The following is a 20,878-nucleotide window of genomic DNA, read 5'->3' on the forward strand; positions in this document are numbered from 1 at the left end:
CCTGTGTGAGCCGATGGAGTTGATAGTGGATCGCGGGCTCGGTGGCGGTCAGGATTTCGGTGCAGAGCCGTACAACATCGTTTGGTCCTTGGCGACGCATCTGGATGATCGCCGACCAGCATTGCCTGCGGGACTCGAGGCAATCAGCGTGTCTGGCCGTGCTCTGCGCCTCCTTCACCATGTCCTTCCAGGCCGCAATCACTGCCTTTTGGGAGGCCAACGCCGCGAGCAGCTTCTCTGCTGTTGTCGTCGCCGCAGCGCGGACACGTTCATCCAGTGGGCTTGCCGTCTGTCGCCGTGAATAGTCGGTCCAGACATGACGTCAGGGCGCGGTGCTCGGGCTGCAACAACGCGCACAACCGTGGTCCTGAGCCCCGGAAGCTGTCCTTGTACTCCACGATCACCGTCTGCCAATCACGATGCTGAACCCGCTGGAAAACGCGTGGGTCGCGCAGCCATGCCAGCAGCTCCTCGGCCGCGAAGGGCAATGGCATCGAATCGGTGTCGACGACAATCTGCTGGTTCAGCACGGCAACGAGCTCACCGATCCATCGCTCATCGTCTGGAGTTGTCACTCCCCACCTCCTCCACTCAATGCTTGATACACGCGGTCGACGAGGCGCCTCCGCCCCAACGACTTGTGGCCGTGGTACCCACGGCTATGCGGACGAAGACCACATCACTCACTTTCGTAGCGTCGAAGTCGAGATAATGATTTGCTCGGCGACGAATCTCACCAGAGGTATCTCTGAAATTAACTCTTTATCATGGGAAAAAGGAATATAGCGGGCCTTCAACCCATCCTTGCTGTGCACCAGCGCATTACGGGTCTTATATATTCTGCGGGACCATGACCTGACCCCAGGTTTTCGGTCCGGGGAGTGTGAGAGCCTTGCGGCCCACGTAGCGGGCAGGAAGGCTCGAAGACCATGGCGACACGCAAGAGGCACACCCCTGAGCAGGTCGTGCGCAAGCTGAGCGAGGCCGATCGGCTGTTGGGCGAGGGCAAGGACATCGCCGACGTGTGCCGGACCCTGCAGATCACCGAGGCCACCTACTACCGCTGGCGCAACCAGTTCGGCGGCCTGAAAGCCGACGACGCCAAACGGTTGAAAGACCTCGAACGCGAAAACTCCACCCTGAAAAGGCTTCTCGCCGAAGCCGAGCTGGAGAAGGCGGCGTTGAAGGAGATCGCCAAGGGAAACTTCTAGACCCGGAACGCCGGCGGGCGGCCGTGGCGCACCTGATGCGCGTGCTCGAGGTGAGCGAACGGTTCGCCTGCCGGATCACCGGGCAACACCGAAGTACCCAACGTCGGCCATCGGCCGACCAGACTGCGACCGATCCTGATGCAGCGCTGCGTGATTGGTTACGCGACTGGGCGAAAGCGCATCCACGGCAGGGTTTCCGCCGCGCCTATCACGACGCTCGCGGCGAGGGCTGGACGGTCAACCACAAGAAGATCCAACGCCTCTGGCGCGACGAGGGACTACGAGTGCCGCAGCGGCGCCGCCGAAAACGCCTGGGCACCTCCACTGCCATGGCGGTGACCGCGAACGCACCGAATCGGGTATGGGCAGTCGATTTCCAATTCGACGCCACCGACGACGGCCGCCCCGTCAAAATCGTCTCGATCGTCGACGAGCACACCCGCGAATGCCTCGGCGGCCTGGTCGAGCGCTCGATCACCGCCGACCGACTCATCGACGAACTCGACCGCATCGCCGTCGACCGGGGCTACCCGGGCGCGCTGCGCTGCGACAACGGCCCCGAACTGGCCTGCCAGGCGATGGCCGACTGGGCCGGTGAACGGGTCGGGCTGGCGTTCATCCCGCCCGGCCAACCCTGGCGCAACGGCTACATCGAATCGTTCAACGGCCGCCTGCGCGACGAATGCCTCAACATCAACAGCTTCTGGTCCCTCACCCAGGCCAGGATCGTAATCAGCGACTGGAAGAACGAATACAACCACCACCGAAGACATTCCGCGCTGGGCTACCAGACCCCGGCCCGATACGCTGCAACCTGCATCCACCGATAACCGGCTCTCACACCCGGTGGACCGAAATCACGGGGTCCCGTCAACCACGCTGCGATGGCATCTGTCGGATCGCTACAGCGAAGTTCAACTCTATCCCCAGCGGAGAATTCGACAATATTCCGCGCGTAGTAGTCAAGGAGATTGGGGTCAAAGATGGAGATTTCCTCAACAAGTCGATCGATTCGCACATACCGATCGAGTGTCAACCTTAAAGCCGTCTGCTCATTGAATACGATGTCGTCATCTTTGGACTGGACCGTCTTGGCGATGAGGCGAATCAGTCGCTGAATATCCTTGGTGTTCTTGTATGAAAAGCTTGGGTCCATTATTTCGGATTGAACTTTGACAATCAAGCCCTGCTGAACTATAGCCTCGAACCAGTGTTCCATCACATGATAGTAGGATACATATTCCAGCATGGGACTTTCTGTGGCCAAGCCGAGTTGATAGTGGTACACAAGATCCGAAATATAAGTGCGCTTCGGGGCGTCGAGGCTACGCAGGTGCCTCATGTTCGATGTACGGACCGGCCAAAGCATATCGTCGAGGTATCGATGGCGAATCAGTGCAGCGTTTATGCTGTACCCGATATGGAAAAAGAAGTCGTCTGCATAGGCGCTCCATTCTTCAGGGGCGACGGGCTGGCTCGATTCTATCTTCAGTACACGTATGCGGACGGTGGAGCGCAATGCTGTGAACAAACCTGTCGTACCGCCTCTGCCTCTGCGGGTCCTGCCCATCTCGCCAAAGAAGTGCGGCGACAGCAGTCTCGGCGGAGAATCTCGTCTGCAAATGCTTATAAGTATGTACGCAAGGTACGAGTCGCTCGGCCGACCGTATGTGTAAGATATGCCTTCGCTGTCGTTCGAGGCGACAAAATCGTCGCGGCCAGTTCCCATGGCAGCTAAACTATTCTGTGAATAGGATCCCGCTCCCCGCACCAGCATCTCGGCGCTAGATTTTAGCGCGACGGCCGCCTCGTCCAATATTGAATAAGAGTTGACCTCATCTACTATTCTAGCAAGGTCGGTTGAGGATAGTGTCAAACTGTCCCAGCCGGACCGTCTTCTACTATCAAACTCGAATCCCTCCACTGTCTCTGTGTAGACAAACGCAGTTGTTCTTGCGATGGCCTCGAGAACATCCCCGGGCGTGATCTGCATTCTGTCCTCCCGCCGCAGTCGCCTGGGCGTGTCATCGTCACTGAAGATGGCGGTCGATCCTAATGATGCCGGACCGGAAGAAGATCGGTGCCACCCACGCGTGTGATGGATGCGAGCGCCCTGCCCTGGAACGGCGCGCGCTGCTTTGTAGGCCCCCTGTGATCGGTCCGGTTGGCACCGATGTGGAGGTGCGGGCATCAGTCCGTTCTGGGGCAGCGGCGTTGTCCTCACAACGCACTCAAGGGTCTTGCTACGCTCGCATCGAAGTCGTTGTGTCCCATCGCCGTCGACGTGTGGGATCTCGATCGAGCAGGGAGGCGGTTGACGCGGCAGCCGTGGTGTGTACCGGCGTCTGCGTCTGCCCGCTCCCGAGATTCGGATCTTGCTGCAAGCGAACGGCGATGACAAGGTGTCGAAAGAGCGGATGCACATCGACATCGAGCCTGAGGATGTGGAAGCCGAGGTGCGGCGCCTCGCGGGCTCGGGGAGACAAGGTGGGAGCATCGTCAGGAGCGCGGCTACGACTTCTGGATTCTGCGAGGCAGACCGAACTGAGTCCTTTGCGCCGACGGCCCGAGGTTGATCTTCACCGCCTCGGCGCCGATCATCTCAATCGCCGAATCGCAGGCAGCTACGAAAAGGATGTCGTCCAACCAGGGACGTTGCGGAATTGATCGGGCTACCTACCTGCTCGTATAGGAGTCGACAGGCGGGCCGCCCAGGATACTGTCCAAGACGCTCAACAACCCAGCCCAGCAACCCGCCGGGCTGTGATACCAATAAGTCTCCGGACTCAAACGGGGCGATTCACGTTCCGCGGACAAGTGACATAACAATACTCGTGTCTAGCAAGGTTTGCTCGAAGCAATCTGTCCGTTGTCATTTGTGTACGTATGCGCTGTCTTTTCGAACGGATTTCCGTTCCCACGCGTGTTAATGTCGTTCCAGCAGAAGAGACTCGAAGTCGCACCGGCCCAAAGGCCCCCGACTACGACGTAGGTGAAATAGAAGCCGAGTTCTCCGATGGCTGCGATGGTTCGGCTGTGATGGGCTTCATGTTGAGCAAGTGCGTCGCGCACTGTGCCGTTCCGTTGGAACTCGCAACTCCGCGTCCATGCGATCGCGCCGAGAGTGAGCGCTCCCTCGCCTGGACCGACCTCGACGAAAAGCATGCCGCGTCGGAAGTCGACATCATTGCCACCCGCCACGAAGAAAGCTGCGACGATCAGGCCGATGGTCGTTATTATGGGCGATTGTGCCCACTTGACGAGAAAGCTGACGAACCAGAATCGTTTGTCTGCCGAATTATCCCATCCGTAAGTAAATAGGGCGCCTATCAGGCCGAAAATGGAGTAGATGATCAAACCAGCCGTTGCGGCGGCCGCCAATGGGACAGTGGCGCCGAACAAGGCTGCTGTGCCGATGATTATGCCGGCCCAACCTATAACGGCGAGCATCCCTCCGATCGCCCCGCCGAGGGTCCAGAGCAGGAACTCGTCCCAAGTTTTTACCCCGCTGCTGGCGGCACCGACCGCCCCGAGGACGGCACCGACAATTGCCGCGATAGCCAACGCGGCCAAAAAAGCCAGCCTACCGGTGGGATCGCTGAAATTGGCCGGATTATTCAGCGCATAGAGGTACAGGTGGGCACCAGCATGCATGCCGGGGATCGTGTCTTGATGAATGAGGAGGTAACCATCGGCGGTAAGAAAGCGGCCCAGCGTCGGTCGGTACCACCTCTGGCCGAGTAGGACGATGTCCATACCGTCGGTGAGCATTGCGCCATGGAATGCATAGTGCGGCTGCAATACGATGGAAGTCGCCAGTGCGCCCAACGGGGAGTACTCATTTGCCGCAGCCAAACCGCCTGTGTCGAGGTTGGTTACGACGTTCACATTGCCCAGACGGTCAAAATGATGCAGCAGCGCATTGCCTGTCGAGGGGATCAGTGCAAGCCGGTGGTCTTCGTCGAATACGACCTTCGTGGTTCCTTCGGCGTCGATTACGAAGACTCCCTCGACCTCGTGCCGAGTTGCTGTCGAGCCGCCGCTGGCCAACCGTGTGGTTACCCGTCGGTCGTTATGGTCGTAGTCGTATTCGACGACTCCTCCGTCCGGCCGCGCAACCCGGATGAGTCTGTGGCGGGCATCGTATTCGAGTGTTCCCAACTCCGGGTCGTTGATCAGGTTACCCGAAGCGTCATAGGCGTATTCCGACTCCGACCTGTCGGCCCGGCGCACAAGCCGGTTGGGATGAGCCGTATCGTCGCCGTCGCGGCCGTGGACCATCCCCGAGAATGACTCGCCATCGATGATGTTGCCCGCAACGTCGTAGGAGTAGTCGAAGCGGTATGCGGCGCCGCCGGGTCCGGTGCCGGTGGCGAAGGCCAGCCGATTGCGTGCGTCGTAGCCGAACGTCTGTGTATTGCGGACCTTTCCGGTCACGGTTGACAGATCCTCCGTCATGCGAACGCGTCCCACGTCGTCGAGGGTGTACACAAGATGCTGCAGTTTGGTGCCCACGTTTGGGCCACCATCCATGGCGGTCACGACTGCCACCGACATTTCGCGGAGCAAATGGTCGCCTCCGGTGAAGCCTCGGCGAGCTTCCAACCCGTTGACGAACAGCATGCGCGTACGGCGACCGTGCGGGCCGTACGCGATATCTTCGACGACACCGGAAATGGCGCGCAGTAGCCCATCCGGATCGTAGTCATAGGAGACGACGTGCCCGTCCGGGTAGGTGACCGAACGGACCTGTCCCTGGGAGTCGTAGCTGTAGGCCATGGTGTGCATTGTCGAATCCCCAGTAAACGTGCGCGCGACCGTGGTCGGATTCCCCTCCACATCGTAGGAGTAGTCCACTGTCCCGAATGCGCCGACAACACGACCGAGGCGACCGGCAAGGTTGTTGCCCGGCCCCGTGTCGTAGGTGTACGTCTCCTCGACAGTCCCGGCTGGACCGCCGGCACGGATCTGCACGACCCGGCCGTGGGCGTCTCGCTCGTGATAAAGCTGCCGGGCGTCGGCGTCGCCCCGCAGTACCTCGTTGTTGGCCGCGTCGAAGACGAATAGGGATGTACCTGCATCGGCCGAGTCGATCCGGATTCTGTTGCCCCATCCGTCGAGCACAGAGGCGAGGGCGGTCGTTCCTCCGGCATCGACGATTTCGACGAGTTCACCGAGCGCGTCGTAGCGGCGATGCTCTGTCGGCGTTGCGGTTCCGTCGTGCTCCACGATGGCGACGATGCGGTCCCAGGCGTCGGTTCGGCTGGTGCGTGACGGCGGCGACAAGGGATCGAGGTTCAGCGCCTTGGTTGCGTCCGGGTCGTAGAATCGTGTCTCCGCGCCCGCGTACCGGTGGAGAACCTCTGTGCCGCCGAACAGGGTTTCGCTGACCAATCGCCCAGCGAAATCATAGTGCTTGTCGTGGCGAACCGTTCCCGTCGGTGCAGTCGCCTCGAAGACCGACGTCGCGGCGTCGTAGCAGTCGATGACGGTGATCTCGCGGTTCCGCATCGACATCACCTTGGTCTGCTCGACGGTCCAACCCGTGCGCGTTCGAGTACGCACCTGGAACGCACGGCCTGTCCCGTCCAGGTAGCTGTGCCTCTCCCATCCGGGGACATCGTCGGTCCGCAGGACCCGTACTCGTTGGATCATGCTGTGCGGGACGGTTCGGCGGTCGTAGGAGTAGGTTTCCGTCGGTTTGTCCGCCTCGGCCCCTCGCTTCCAGACGGCGATAATCTCGCCGAGCCCGTCGAACCGGGTTCGCAGCACATTGCCGTTGGAGTCCTCGATCGAGGTCGCCTGCTGCACGACCGGGTCGAAAGTGACGGATCGTGACGTCCGATCGGATTCGGTGATCAAGATCGGGTTGAGTCCGGCCGAGTCGTAAGTCAGCTCGATCCGCAGTCCGAGCGCATCGAGTGTCGCGATCTGATTACCGAACACATCATTTCGGTAGCGCCGCGTGTCGTGAATGTGCACCAGACCGAGTTCCGGATCCAGTTCGGTGCGGTACAGGTCATCGAGAATCGGCGGCGCAGCGTCTTCGTAGGCATCGGCGCGCATCTGCGGTGTCAATGCGATCTCGGATTGCCGGCTGAGGTAGGCACGCTCCACCGCACCGGTGGGTAGACCGACGAAGTCGGGGCCGTCGTAGAACCAGTCGAAACCCTTGAGCAGCCGACCGCCACTGGATCTGCGTTCGCGTGACTGGAAGCTGGTCAACCCATGGACCGGGTGAGTCGCGAATACCCTCTCGATCAGGAGCTCGTCGGTGTGCGGGCCTTCCTCGTCGGACCACTCTCCCCGCCGAGTCTCGCGCACCGTATTACCGATGTCGTCGTGCTCGTAGCTGTAGCGCTCTATCGCGTAAGGCAATCCCCCGTCCAGCCGGGTGGATGTCCGCCCCGTCTCTACCGCCAACCATGCGCCGGATTCTGGGCTATCGGGGTCAGTGGGGAGCGCCGACCAAGTCGAAGTCGATACCACTCGTACCTCACCTGTGGCGGGGTCAATGACTTCTGTCCGGTGCGGCTGGCCACGGCCGGCCTCGAACGCGGGGACACCGGCGGAGGCGATCTGATTGTGAAACCAAAGCCGCTGCATCGAGGCGGCCTCGTGATCGGTGCCTGGATCCTCCGACTCGACCTCGGCAAAGCCCAGCCACTGACGCGTACGGCCGTCGAACTGCCCGTCGTGGTATCGGTAGCTTGTCGACGCCGACTGCCCGGTCACCGAGTCGGTTGTGGCGATCGACCCAACAACATGCACTGGGAAGGGAAGATATCCCGTCCAGCGACGTCCGGCGGCGAGGTCGCGTGCACGTTCCCGGGCGGAGGTCGTGTAGGTGATGTCTGTGTGCAGCCCGGCGCCGTTGTCGACCGATGACAGCAGGTATGGTTTTTCGCCCCCCAACAGGTCCAGGTAGAGGTAGCCGGTCGTGCCGTCGGCATTCGGACTCTTCGTCCACAGCAGCCCAGCTGTGCCGGATCCGGTCATGTCGGCGAGGATTGCTCGGGACGAGGACAGTACTGGTGTCCGGTCGATGACGATGGCCGGCCCGAACCGTCGTCCACCCTGATTGAGGTGGATCCGCACTTCGCCCGCACCGAACAGGACGAGGTCGGCGGTGCCGTCGCCGTCGACATCGGCGAGATGGACGTTGCGGTCGGGATCCGGTACTTCGAACGGGGGCGTCCCGTCGATCGTGACCGGTGCCCCGAGCCGACCGCCACCGAGGTTGGGCCAATAGACTATTGCTTGCGAGCGCAGCAAGACTACGTCCGGAAGCCCGTCGCCGGTCATATCGGAGAAACGCAACCGGGGGTCGCGGTCGAGCTGCGGCGGCAGGTCGCCCCATGGCAGTACAAACGGCCCGGACCATTCCAATCCGCGATGGTTGTTGATAAAGGCGAACGGAGTGCCCGCGCGAAATGCCAGCAGATCAACCACGCCGTCGCCGTCCAAATCGAGGAAGGTTGACCGTTCGTCCTCCAGGCCGAAACCCGCGGCGAGGCGGAGCTGCCGCCGCACCGCGAATCCGTTCGTGGGGTCGTGGTCGAACCAGGCTCCGCCGATGGTGTCCCCGATCAGCAAATCGGCGGTGCCGTTGCCCGTGAGGTCAGCGAACCGCGCCATGTCCTCCGCTAGCGACACACCGCCGGGCAACTGATGCAGCCGTCGCGGGGGGCCGAAGCTGTGCTCGCCGCGATTCTCCCAGTATGTTGCTCCGTCGCGTCCCAGCCGCAGAACGCCGGGTAGTGACGTCCCTAGGTAGTCGAGGAGCGTGACATCGCCATCTAGAGGCGGCGGCGGGATTGTGCTCGTGGAAAACTGCCGCAGCTGTTCGCGGCCCGGATCGAATGCCGTGTAGCCGAACGTTATCGGTGCTCGGCGGGACTCGACCAGCGTCTCGTTCTCGCCGTGCCAGCCCAGAACTGTCAGTGATGAGAGTAGGGAATGCCCCACAGCCGGTGCCTGGGTGTACCCGAATTCCCATGCCCGCGCGTCGGAGGGGGTGCTGCGGACGGAATGCCGCAGCAGCATACGGGTGCAGCGCGAACGCAGGGGCACCGCGAAGCCCAGCGCGTGCGAGGTCGATGGGTCAGGCCGGGCCTCGTAGTCGAGCAGTAGCTCGAACTCGCTGTACGAAAGTCGCCGCAGTCGGTGCTCCCCGTCGACCGTCTCGTACTCGTGGCGAACCTCTAACCCATTGGGGAAGGTGATCGTGTCGACGTACCAGCGAACCACTTGGTCGGCCCCGTCGACCGAACCGGCAAGTCGCGATTGTGCACTGGCGCCGAACGTCATGGTGAGCAGGTCCGGTGTCCGGCATATCCAACTGTCTCGTTCGCGCGTGAAGATCTGCGGCTGACTCCCCACACTGGGTGCCCACCGCTCACCCGTCATCGCGACCAGTGGTTCGGCTCCCGACAGGGTAAACACATCCGGCTCTGCTGGGCGGAACGGCGAAGGACGCCGACGCTCGACGAACGGCACATTCAACGCCCACCCCATCCCGAAGAATCCATCACCGAGTCCAGTGCTGTACAGCAGTTCCAACCGCGGGCTGACACCACCCGGTCCGTGCGGCAGGTCCAGCGGGATCCGGTGCGATCCGCCGCCCATGGCCAGGTTGGGCCGGAAGCCCTCGCCGACGGGACGCGTGCCCCCGCCGCCGACCGGAAGTGGACGCGATACCGGGTTGACACCATTTGCGGTCATCTCAGACCTCTGGGTCGGTTCGGTAGCTGAATCGGTAGGACAGGGCAAGCTGCACGTCGACGATTGGAGAGAGATCGTCGTCTTCGGCGAATGCCACGGTGAACGTGTCCACCGGGGTGTCGTGCCGCCAGGCACCGAAGGGAGCCATAGTCGTGGCATCGCCGGCGAGTGTTCCGGCGGCATTGGAGTTCGCCGTGACCGACGCGCCGTCCGAGCCGCGTGTGATCGTGAGTTCTCGGACACCGATCGGCGGCGCACCCGGTGCGCCGATCAGACGCACCGTGAAGCCGGTGAGCTCAGGATCTGTCACCCACGCCGGCAGCTGGGTCTCGCGGATATGGAACGCGAGCTCGCGCTTGCGCTCGAGCAAGAAGTATTCATCGGGTTCATGCAGCCGGGCCGAGCGGATGAAGGAGCGGCCGCCGGTCGTGTCGTAGAGCGCGCGAGTATGCTCCTCGAGGGAGGAGTCGACGTCGCAGTCGAGGTAGAGCACGAGCGTGATGTCGCTGATCGACTGGAAGTCCAGGTCGTTCGCTGACGGCCATACTGTCAGTGTCCAGTTACCTTGCGGGCTGAGGTTTTCGAAGGCTGTGAGTACCTCCTCCCGCAGTCGCAAGACGGCATAGTCCCGACGGAACTGGTAGCTCGATAGAACCATGACCTCCTCGGGGACAACGCGGGTGTGCTTGACCCATGAACCCGACTTTCGGCGCCAGTCAGTGGACACACCTGCGTGCTGCAGGGTGCCGCTTATCCCGTTCGTGGGGATGAGCCCTTCGACGAACACCTCGACACGTTTGATCTTGCGTCGCACCGTGCCCGGGTAACGGCGGTCGAAGATCTCCAGGTCAGTCCGGAACGGCAGCACACCGCTGCTTTGGAAGGCGTGAAATGCTTGCGGGAACTCCTCGCGCATCGATACAGCAACGCGGATTGGGTTCTGTTTCTGGGCATGACGGATGTAGTCGATCGTGAACGAGGCAATGTCCTGCTTAAGCTGGTCGCCGCCGAGCAAGCTCTCCGGACCGCCGAGTCCGTAGTCGAGCCGAATCCGGTGCAGGTCGCGGTCGAACTCGAGGGCGTACGCCCGTTCCATCACGTAGGCCGCCTCGATCGCCATGTCGAGGTACGTGCGAGCGACGCCCTCCATGTCGCTGGCGAGGCGGAACCACAGGTCCTCATCGAACATCCGGTTCTCGGCGTAATCGAGGATCTCACGCGAACTTTCGAGCCGGAGTCCAGCCAACTTGGTGTTGAGATCCTGGACTTCCAGTCGACGCCGCGCCTGGTGTTCGCGCATCTCTGTTACGAGCACCTCCGCCTCGGCTTCCTCGACCGCTCTGGTCAGCCGATTACGTTGAAGTTCGAAGTTCAGCCATTCGCGTTCCTCGCCAACTACGTCGAAGAAGTCTTCGACATCACCGCTGTAATCGTGCGTCTCGCCCTGGTAACGCACTCCTGTATAGGTGATGTCATGGTCGTTGGCGGCGTTCGCTGCGTACGACAGCGCCGCGTTCTGATCCGCCACGTCGCGACCAATCGTGTCCCAGTCGGTGAGATTCGCCTCGGCGTGCGCCTTCCGCGACTCAGTGAGTGAGTGGGTGCGTGCCGCCACCACTGTCTCCAACGCTGCGTCCTCCTGACGCTTGACCTCGACCTGCACGGCGGCCTCGTTCAGCGTGACGGCGCTTTCGAGCTGCATCCGCTCGAACCTTTGCTGCTCTGCCTGGGACCGGAACTGGATGAACGTCCGCGCTGCCTGGATGGCATTGTCCGCCAGGAAGTTCGCTGCGCTCTGTAGGTAGGTGAACCGCAGGACCGGGACGTAGTCATCGGAGAGGCCAAGAATGTTCAAGCCAGCGTCGATCTTGAGGAGCTGGCGCGCGGCAGCGGTGACGATTTCGGCGACCTTCGGATTGACCGCACGACTTCGCCGACCGGACAGGTCTTTGACCACTTCACCCGCCTGTGCGCTTGCGGCAGCGAATGGCGTTGGCGCGTAGAGCGGAGAATCGACAGGCACCGCATAGGGCAGGGTCACGATCTGCTCATAGTGCGCGAGAGCTTCCGCGCTCTCGCCTCGACGGAACAAGGAGTCGCCCCACAGCACCTGCGTCGAAGCCATTCGCTGCCACAGGTCTGCACCCTCATAAGCGGTGTTGAGCCACGGGTAGTTCAGGATCCCGGCGTAGGTTGATACGGCCTGTTCGTATCGCCCGAGCTTGGCGTAGGTTTCCGCGATCGCGAGCGGGAGGACATAGAAGAACAGGTGGGTGAGATAGGCCACGAAGGTGGTGGGCGTCTGAAAGGCAATCCGCAGCCGGTCAGGCGCGGCGATTACTCGCGGCTCTAGCAAGTCGTGGACGATCGCCTTCTGCCACTGCCCAGACTCGAGCCTGACGACCGTAGGTCCATCGACGCCGAGGAAGCCAACCGAGCGCGCTTGCTCGTTGACCTTCGCCTCGCTCGTTACGATGGCTGCTGCGCTCGTGAGTGCCTTGCCCTCAGGCACAAAGAACACCTTGCTGGTCACCGGCGTGGGAAGGACGAGCGGGTCATCGACGGACGCGCCTCCATCGCGGTGAGCGATCAACACGTCATCCGGCCCTGTCCGGCCTCGCACAACATCATCGATCGCGATCACGCCCGCCCCAGGTGGGTCAGCAGCGTTCGTGCCCTCGGGCGTTGTTCCGTGGGCTCGCCCAACGAGTCGGCTCAGCCAACAGCCTCCCTGCGGTTTCTGCCGTAGTAACTCAATGTTGGCTTGCATTGCCTGGTGAGCTTGTACGTCACCAAGGGCACTGTAGATTGACCCGGCCTGCTCGAACAATGCGGCAGCTCGCCACGGCGATGTCTTGTCGTCGCGCGTATAGGTGGCGAGCACCGCGCCGGACTCCGCGAGAGTATCGGCGGCCAGCCTGACTGCGCCTTGTCGTCGTGCTGCTTCGACCTGCTGGGCGTACACTCGCTCCGCGCCGGATGTGTCGCCCTTGACCACCAGGCGCCGCGCGTCGATTCGCAGTGCGTCGACCGTCGCTGCCTCAGCGAAGTCTGGGTCAATGGTGAGCGCAGAGAATTTGGTGAGCGCCTGGTTCGGCGCCACTTCCGTCCGGGTGAACAGCCGACGGTTATCTGCCGGAAGGATTATCGGCGCGCCGGGTTTGGTCGCGGCCACATGACGCCGGCTCAGCTCTACGATCCTTTCCGGATCGATGACTGTGGCGTCCAAAATCCGTCCGCCCAGTAGTGCTGAGCCATGCGTAGCGGCAGGTAGTTCAGGGTGACTCTGGATGAGGATCTGCTCCCACAAATCCAGATACCATTGCAGAGCAACCGTGTACTCCCGGCGAAAGAAACATTCGTTCGCCTCGGTGAGCAGGTCGCGGTAGTCGATCTCCGTGCTGCCAGCCGGCTCTTCGACAATAATCCGGCTTGGCGTTCGCCATGACGTTCTGGCGTGGAGAGTGCGGATGGAGAGGAAGTTCTCTTCGTGAAGTGCCATCACGACCTCGGAGATGGTCTTGCAGTATCTTGCGGTAACAGATATTCATGTTTGATGAGGGCTGAATCCTCTGCCTTACAAAAATGTCCACCGCGATGGCGGAGATCACACGAGTAGCGGACTACTCGAAGTTTCCGGCCCTTAGACCGTGTCTCATGTCGCTGATCTCACCTTTGCCAGTTTCTTGAAGCAGGTGAGCGCGGCGGCCAGTGTCAGGAAGGCGCAGAAGTGGATGCCCTTGCGTTCGTAGCGGATGTTGAGCCGGTGGTAGCCGGTCATCCAGGAAATCGTCCGCTCGATCACCCAGCGGTGGCGGCCGAGCCGCTCGCTGGACTCGATGCCCTTGCGGGCGATGCGTACGGCCATGCCGCGCCGACGGACCCACCCGCGCAGTTCGGCGATGTCGTATGCCTTGTCCGCGTGCAGCTTTGCCGGTCGGCGGCGCCGCGGCCCGCGCCGAGACCGTATCGGCGGGATCGCCCGTACCAGCGGGCGCAGTGCCTCGGCGTCGTTGGTGTTGGCGGCCGAAACACCCACGGCTAGAGGGATTCCCGCCCGATCGGACAGCACGTGCAGTTTCGAGCCGGACTTGCCACGGTCGACCGGGCTCGGCCCGGTCATATCGCCCCCTAATGAGCTCGCACCGACGCCGCGTCGATCACCGCTCGCGACCAGTCGATCAAGCCTTCGCTGCCCAACTCATCGAGCACGGCGCGATGTGGCCGCCGCCACACACCAGCGTTGGTCCACACGGTGAACCGGCGATGCGCTGTCGGCACGGTGACCCCGAACGACGGCGGCAGCATCCGCCACGCACACCCGCTGGTCAGCACGTCACCACCGCGGTGAACACCTAGCTTTCTGCACTGCTCTGGTCCGCCTCGAGCAGTTGGATGTGGCGCCATATATTCGTGTGGCTGCGCTGTGCCGTGCGCACCCAGTTGGGGGGAGAATGCCAGTCGATGGCTGCTTCGCGTTCACCCCAAGCCACCTGCATGATCCGACGATCGCGAGCGAAGTCTTCGACCAGATCGCGGCGCAGGAAAAGTAGGTGGCCGCGCCAGGGCTTGTCCGCGCGAAAGATTACGGAGGCGCGGCGACCGTCGAGACTTACGAGATCTACGGTGCCGGGTAGTTACCGTAGGCCGAATCGGTCTTTCCGCCGCGGGTCACCGGCCCGGACTGGATGGTGCTGGGCGACAGCTTCGCCCACGACACCAAGTGCGCGGAAGTGCGGAAAGGGCTCACATCCGTCCCGATTTCGGCGAGGATGATCTGGGCACCCTGTGGTCCCAGGCCCGGAATCTCGTCGAGACGTTCGACCAGAGTCATCCCAGCGTCGTCGGTCTCCACCGGCATAGCCGTCGGAGACAAGACCGGCTTCGAGCGCGATCGTGGCCAGCAACTCGTCGATGCGAGTGGTCAGGGTATCGATCTGATCGAGCATCATCCTGGCCAGCTCGCCGTGGTGGGCGTCGAGCCGACCCGACAGGGCCTCGACCAGAGCGGGGCGTTTGGCCTTCATGACACCGCGAGCCAGATCCGCCAATAGTCCGAGGTCGATTCGACGGTGACCTTCTCCCCCTCGGCCACCAGCTGATCGGCCAGCTCGCTGATCGCGCCGGTCGTCGCGGCTACGTCCCACACCGGCTGCCCCTGCGCCCGGATCCGCCCCCGCGGCATCCGCACGCACACCTTGCCGGCCGCCTTGGCCACATCTATCGCGCACACCCGCTTGGGCACCAACTCGTGCTGCTCGTCGGGAATCTCCTCCGGAACCGACCTCACTGATCGCCCTTCCCTGCTCGAACCCGCATGGCGGGCCGCCCCGGGGGCCTCGGTCAGGGAAACGAAAAACTGACCGGCGTGCTCGAAGCAGCAATGCGTGCCCCTCCAAGTCGGGCCCCGGCACCAAGCTCTCAATCGGGATCGCATACCCAAAGAACGGTCGGCGTCGGCGAGGCGACCCGACTGCCAGTGTTTCACATCTTCGAGGCGTCCCGGCACGGATCAGGGGAGCTCTCAACAACCACCACGCCGACCGGCGCTTACCGGGCTTAGTCTTCGTCTACGACGACGAGACGGTGTGGCTGCTGAAGACGTGGGCAACGGTCCAGCGTTGAATATCGAGGTCGCCCAGAAGATTGTCACTGAAGAACAAGCTTGGACATTGTTTGCTCCTGCACGGGTTCCGCCCGTTCGCCCGCAACATACAGGCTGAACTTTCGTGGCTCGGTCACGACAACGACCATGGCCTTGGATTTTCTTCGGGCACGCCCTGGCCTGTCGAAGAAGTCCTGATTGATTTATATGTTGATGGCATCGCTACCTGCCGCCATGTCGTCATTTAAGGTCCGGCTCTCGCACCTCGTATGGTTCGTACTACGTGTCTCGCCCGCGCGGTGTCCCGTGATTTGAAGTAGTCGACTACCCGTGTAATTGGAAAATTGTGTGAATAGATTAATCCCAGAGAATTGGGGTGATCAGGATGGGTACGAGATGTGCAGAACTTGAGCTGGGGCTACGCTGGCGACACGATGACGGTAGGTTCGACGTCAGTATCCACTACGACGATCCGAGTAACGCGAACGATGTTCGTGAGCTCGGTACGGACCCCTTATTGATCGATGCCGATTCGCTAGGGTTACTGCGTGGCAATCCTACGGCCTACGCGACGATGCTCACCGATCAGGTGCTGCGCTCAGAACACGACGTGCTCAAGATGTATCGACAGGCGCGGGCCGTCGCGGACAACGGCGAACTGCCCGTACACATGCGATTGCTGCTCGATCCGAAGGCGCCCTCTCGATACCACGCCCTGCGGTGGGAGCTGCTGGGGGATCCCGACGACGAAAGTCCGATCGCCACTCGGAACAACATTAGCTTCTCGCGCTATCTGAGTACGTCGGATTGGCGCACTATCGCTCCGCCTCGGAAGCACGAACTGCGCGCGCTCGCCGTAATTGCGAATCCGGACCTCGGCACAGTGACCCCTGGCGGGCGCAGCCTTGCGGCCCTCGACGTGCCCGAGGAGGAGAACCGCGCCAGGCAGGCGCTCAAGGGTATGCAGGTCAAGCTGCTTTCCAGTGAACAGAACCGAGCCACGCTGCCCGCAGTGCGGGAAGCCCTCAGTGGTGATGCGCCCGGCGATGGGTTCGACGTGCTGTATGTCGTGTGTCACGGTGCCTACTTGGCGAACGAGACGGTTCTGTACCTGGAGAAGCCGGACGGAACCTATGACGGCGTAACAGGTTCCCAGATCACCGAGATGATCGCCGGACTCCAGCACCGGCCCACAATCGCGGTCATTTGTGCATGCCGGAGTGTCGGCGGCGAGGATGGAACCTCGGACGAGGTTGCCCTTAAGTCGCTTGGTCCGCGCCTCGCCGAAGCCGGTATCCCCGCCGTGCTCGCGATGCAGGGCGACTTCACGATCGAGTCCGCAGCTCGGTTCCTCCCCGCCTTCTTCGAGGCGCTCGGCCGTGACGGCGTGGTAGACCGCGCAGTGGCTCACGCACGCGGTCAGATCGCGAATAGGACGGACTGGTGGATGCCCGTGCTGTTTTCCCGGCTCCGGACCGGGCGCACCTACTACCTGCCGGAATTCAGCGAGAAATCCTCGTTCACCTGGAAGGCGCTGATCGACGGCATCCAGACGGGAATGTGCACACCGGTTGTCGGGCCGGGTGTCGCCGACCGCATTCTGGGTTCGCGTTCGGAAATCGCTCAACGGTGGGTCGAGCGGTGGCAGGCACCGATAAATCAGCACAACCGGACGGATCTGTCAAAGGTGGCGCAGTATCTGACCGTGCGCGTCGCCCAGCGTCATCCAGAGGTTGAGCTGCTCAAGTACGTGATGACGGAGCTGCGTGACCGCTACAAAGACACCCTTCCAGGCGAATTGTTACAGGGACCCGATCCCGAACCAGCACTGCTCGAGATCGGGCGGTTACAGCGCGCGCAGGACGAGCACGACCCATTCCACATAATTGCGGATTTGCCAGCGTCGGTCTTCGTCACGACGAACTGGACCGGCCTGCTCGAGGCCGCTCTGACGGAGGTCGGCAAGCGGCCGGTCATGCGATCGTTCGATTGGACCGCCGAAACCGTCGGCGCGGCACAGGACCTCGAAGAAGCGCCAAGCGTCGAGCGGCCGCTCGTTTACCATATGTTCGGTCGGCTGGAGCATCCCGAGACTCTGGTGCTGTCGGAGGATGATTACTTCGCTTGGATAAAAAGCTGGATCGAGCGACGGAATGAGACGTCGATCGTCGGAAAAGCCCTCACTCGAAGTTCCTTGTTATTTCTCGGATACGAGCTCGACGACTGGGATTTTCGCGTGCTGTTTCAGGGCGTACAGAGCTTCCGTGGACGCGACCAGTTGAGAAGGCGACAGCACGTCGGCGTGCAGCTGAGTCCGGACAGCCAGCTGATGGAATCGGACGCGGCTCAGGAGTACCTGGAATCCTACTTGGACCTTGCGACGGTGCGCATCTTCTGGGGTGAAACGAGCGAATTTCTGCGCAAGCTCCAGGCTCGATTGCAGGACGAAGAATGACCACCGTTGTGCCGGCAAAGAGCCGCCGGAAGAAGAACCCCTACGTCGGACCGCGTGCCTTCAGGTCCGATGAGGTCCTGTACGGCCGGGAAAGGGAACGCCGCGAACTTACCGATCTGCTGATAGCGGAGCGAATAGTTCTGCTCCACTCACCATCCGGCGCCGGAAAAACGTCGCTCATCCAGGCGGGGGTGATACCGGCACTCACCCGCGAAGGGTTCAGCGTCTCGCGCACTCTACGGGTGAATGCGTTTGCACCGGAACCGGTAGCCAATCGCTGGGTCTACAGTGTGGCGCTCGCTTTGGTCGGGGAGGATCGACTCGATGATTGCCAAGGCCTCGAACAGACCACGCTAACCGATGTGCTTGAGCGGCTCGACTCAGAGCAGCCTTCGGACACCGAGCGGGTTCTGATATTCGACCAGTTCGAGGAGATCCTCAATCTCGATCCGACGGATTGGGACGGGCAGCGGGAATTCTTCGAGCAGCTGGGCGCGGCGCTCACGAATGCAGGTCGGTGGGCGCTTTTCTCGATGCGCGAGGATTTCATCGGCGGGCTTGAGCCGTTCTTGCGCTACATTCCCGGCCGACTACGGACGCGGTATCGGCTCGACTTCCTGCAGCATGACTCCGCGCTGCGGGCCATCCAGGAGCCCGCGAGAGATTACGACGGCGACTTCTCCGACGAGGGTGCCGAACAGTTGTTCGCCGACCTCGCCCGGGTGCGGGTGGAGTGTCCGGGTGGTGTCTTCGAAGAACGTGTCGGACTCCACGTCGAGCCGGTGCAGTTGCAGGTCGCATGCCATCGACTCTGGCGCGCGTTGCGTCGTGATCGCTCGGGTGTGGTAGGCAGCATCACCGCAGCGGACGTCGAAAAGCACGCCGACATCGACACCACGTTGGCGGGGTTCTATTCCGACGCGATCAGCGACGTGGTCACGGAGACCGGAACCGACGAGCGCGCGTTGCGTGATTGGTTTGACAGCGAACTCATCACCGAGAAGGAATGGCGCAGCCAGAGCCGGAGTGGGCCGAAAACAGGCCCTGCCGAGGTCTCGACCGTGCTCGCCGGGCTGGAGGATCGCTATCTGATTCGAAGTGATCGCCGGGCCGGTGTCATCTGGTACGAGCTGACCCATGATCGCTTGGTCACGCCCGTCATCCGCAGCAACAGGAAATGGCGGCGTATCAATTTGCACCCGATCGAGTACCGCGCCTCCGTGTGGTCGCGTAAGGACCGCGACGACTCCTACCTGCTATCGCGAGAGGAGTTGGCGGAAGCGCGATTATGGCTGTTCCTGCACCGCAACGACGTTGGTGACGTCGAGCGTCAGTTCATCGAACGATCCCGACAACGCAATGGCCAGGCAATCCTACGCTCCCGCCTCGCCTTTCTGGTCGTCATTTTGTTCATCCTCAACGTTATGGAACTAATCACGATCATTTTGCTGGTGACACCATGAACGCGCCGGAATTCGCATTCAACGGCATCGACGGGTCGACGGGCGCGTACCTGCAGGCACCGCAGACCATCGAGGCGCTCGCAAAGGCGATTCGCAACGAGCCGGAAGATCTCGAGGATAAGGAGGACGTCAACCTCCGTTGCCAGAGTGCCGAGGACCATTTCGGCGCAGTATTCGGTGTGGATCTTGAGGATCTCGAGAAGGCGGGATGGGGTGTGATCTTCGCCGATGGAACATCGGCGGACGTTGTTAAAGCGCTATCTCCATTGCTCAAGCTCCGGCGCGAGCAAGCCGGCAGTCGGTATTGCGAGTATCGAGGTGAGAGTGCACCACGGCCGCTCGAGACCAAACGGCGATGGCTCGCCCGACACAAGATGGGCCCCGGGCCCGCCAACCCGGAAAAAGTTCCATACTATCTGCTGCTCGTCGGAGACCCTGCGGCGTTGCCATACCAATTCCAGTATCAACTCGACGTGCAGTACGCGGTTGGCCGCATCAGCTTCGAGACGACCCATCAGTATTCGCGATACGCCCAATCCGTTGTAGCTGCCGAACGCGGTGAACGGGCGAAAAGCAAGAAGATCACGCTCTTCGGCCCGCGGAACAAGGGGGACCGCGCAACCAAACTCAGTGCCGAACAGTTGGTTGCGCCGCTAGAAGCGGATCTATCCAAGTCCGTCGACTGGCAGGTCGACATGTCGATCGGCGAGGATGCGACCAAGGACTGCCTCGCTGAGCTCCTCTCGGACACCGACGGGCCAAGCGTCCTTTTTACGGCCAGTCACGGAATGTGTTTTCCCAATACGGATGTGCGGCAGCGCAACAATCAGGGCGCACTGCTATGCCAAGATTGGCCGGGACCACTGAGCTGGGGAAACAAGCCGATCAGTTCGGAGTTCTACTTTGCCGCAGCCGATGTCCCCGCTGGTGTGCGTCCAGAGATCGTGTTCTCCTTCGCGTGCTTCGGCGCGGGAACGCCGCATCGCAACGACTTTCCCCACCTTGCGCTGGGTGGACCCCACGATGAAATAACGCCTTTCGTTGCACAGCTGCCTGTGCACCTACTGACGGCGCCGACAATGTCGACGCTGGCATTCGTCGGTCATGTCGAACGCGCCTGGAGTTGTTCTTTCAGCTCGCCCGACGTCAGCGAACAACGCGAGCCGTTCACCAGTTGCCTGCAGGCCATCATGGCCGGTTGGCGAGTGGGGCACACAGTGGAAGTCTTCAACCAACGGTATGCAGATCTTTCCACGGACCTGAGCGAGGGGTGGTACCGACAGGACCATTACGGCGAACGGTTCCTCGACTCGGACCTCGTACGGCTCTGGACCGCAAACAACGACGCACGCAGCTACGTCGTAATCGGTGACCCCGCCGTTCGCGCACCGAGCGCGATCGGCGAGTAGGACATAAGGAA

10 protein-coding genes and 1 pseudogene are annotated in these 20,878 nt (G+C 61.9%); 4 read left to right on the forward strand and 7 right to left on the reverse strand.

The genetic code is table 11. The features are described from left to right. Positions 1-269 precede the first annotated feature (269 nt). Positions 270-575, reverse strand: coding sequence for a hypothetical protein (locus OIE68_RS45875; protein WP_327097129.1), 306 nt, complete (start codon positions 573-575; stop codon positions 270-272). Positions 576-929: 354 nt separating this feature from the next. Between OIE68_RS45875 and OIE68_RS45880 the strand changes: the two genes are divergently transcribed. Then, a protein-coding gene (locus tag OIE68_RS45880) for an IS3 family transposase (RefSeq protein ID WP_327097130.1) occupies positions 930-2,041 on the forward strand; the annotation gives its coding sequence in 2 pieces (ribosomal slippage) (positions 930-1,197 and positions 1,197-2,041; 1,113 coding nt in all). Here the strand turns inward: OIE68_RS45880 and OIE68_RS45885 are convergent. From OIE68_RS45885 to OIE68_RS45910, 6 genes and pseudogenes are all read right to left on the reverse strand, one after another. Beyond that, positions 1,996-3,204 carry a hypothetical protein gene (locus OIE68_RS45885; RefSeq protein ID WP_327097131.1) on the reverse strand — a complete coding sequence of 403 codons (1,209 nt, stop codon included), beginning with the start codon at positions 3,202-3,204 and terminating at the stop codon, positions 1,996-1,998. The two genes, OIE68_RS45880 and OIE68_RS45885, sit on opposite strands and share 46 nt — an antisense overlap. Before the next feature lie 845 nt (positions 3,205-4,049). Then, on the reverse strand, positions 4,050-9,935 hold the full coding sequence (locus OIE68_RS45890) for a toxin TcdB middle/N-terminal domain-containing protein (RefSeq protein ID WP_327097132.1): 5,886 nt from the start codon (positions 9,933-9,935) through the stop codon (positions 4,050-4,052). A 1-nt stretch (position 9,936) separates the two neighbouring features. Beyond that, positions 9,937-13,437 carry a hypothetical protein gene (locus tag OIE68_RS45895; RefSeq protein ID WP_327097133.1) on the reverse strand — a complete coding sequence of 1,167 codons (3,501 nt, stop codon included), beginning with the start codon at positions 13,435-13,437 and terminating at the stop codon, positions 9,937-9,939. 153 nt (positions 13,438-13,590) lie between these two features. Further along, a pseudogene (locus OIE68_RS45900) lies at positions 13,591-14,290 on the reverse strand (IS5 family transposase); the annotation flags it as partial. Positions 14,291-14,556: 266 nt separating this feature from the next. Beyond that, the gene (locus OIE68_RS45905) at positions 14,557-14,790 is read right to left on the reverse strand and encodes a transposase (protein ID WP_327097134.1); all 234 of its coding nucleotides are present in this window, start codon (positions 14,788-14,790) and stop codon (positions 14,557-14,559) included. Between the two features lie 168 nt (positions 14,791-14,958). After that, the gene (locus OIE68_RS45910) at positions 14,959-15,225 is read right to left on the reverse strand and encodes a hypothetical protein (protein WP_327097135.1); all 267 of its coding nucleotides are present in this window, start codon (positions 15,223-15,225) and stop codon (positions 14,959-14,961) included. An 832-nt stretch (positions 15,226-16,057) separates the two neighbouring features. Between OIE68_RS45910 and OIE68_RS45915 the strand changes: the two genes are divergently transcribed. Genes OIE68_RS45915 through OIE68_RS45925 form a run of 3 tightly spaced genes read left to right on the forward strand, consistent with a single transcriptional unit; the run spans position 16,058 to position 20,867 of the window. Continuing rightward, positions 16,058-17,995 carry a CHAT domain-containing protein gene (locus OIE68_RS45915; protein WP_327097136.1) on the forward strand — a complete coding sequence of 646 codons (1,938 nt, stop codon included), beginning with the start codon at positions 16,058-16,060 and terminating at the stop codon, positions 17,993-17,995. Beyond that, a complete protein-coding gene (locus tag OIE68_RS45920) occupies positions 17,992-19,458 on the forward strand; it encodes an ATP-binding protein (RefSeq protein WP_327097137.1) in 1,467 nt (488 codons plus the stop codon). Before OIE68_RS45915 ends, OIE68_RS45920 begins: the two co-directional genes overlap by 4 nt. Beyond that, positions 19,455-20,867 (forward strand): hypothetical protein, encoded by a 1,413-nt coding sequence (locus tag OIE68_RS45925; protein ID WP_327097138.1) that lies wholly within the window; start codon positions 19,455-19,457, stop codon positions 20,865-20,867. The genes OIE68_RS45920 and OIE68_RS45925 overlap by 4 nt, the downstream gene beginning before the upstream one ends. Positions 20,868-20,878: the final 11 nt, after the last annotated feature.

It is taken from the genome of Nocardia vinacea (assembly GCF_035920345.1).
Classification (GTDB): domain Bacteria; phylum Actinomycetota; class Actinomycetes; order Mycobacteriales; family Mycobacteriaceae; genus Nocardia; species Nocardia vinacea_A.

What these genes read in the sequence shown, in the direction of transcription:
- OIE68_RS45895 (WP_327097133.1), bottom strand. Translation starts at nt 13,437, where the DNA reads ATGGCACTTCACGAAGAGAACTTCCTCTCCATCCGCACTCTCCACGCC.
- OIE68_RS45885 (WP_327097131.1), bottom strand. Translation starts at nt 3,204, where the DNA reads ATGCAGATCACGCCCGGGGATGTTCTCGAGGCCATCGCAAGAACAACT.
- OIE68_RS45925 (WP_327097138.1), top strand. Translation starts at nt 19,455, where the DNA reads ATGAACGCGCCGGAATTCGCATTCAACGGCATCGACGGGTCGACGGGC.
- OIE68_RS45890 (WP_327097132.1), bottom strand. Translation starts at nt 9,935, where the DNA reads ATGACCGCAAATGGTGTCAACCCGGTATCGCGTCCACTTCCGGTCGGC.
- OIE68_RS45920 (WP_327097137.1), top strand. Translation starts at nt 17,992, where the DNA reads ATGACCACCGTTGTGCCGGCAAAGAGCCGCCGGAAGAAGAACCCCTAC.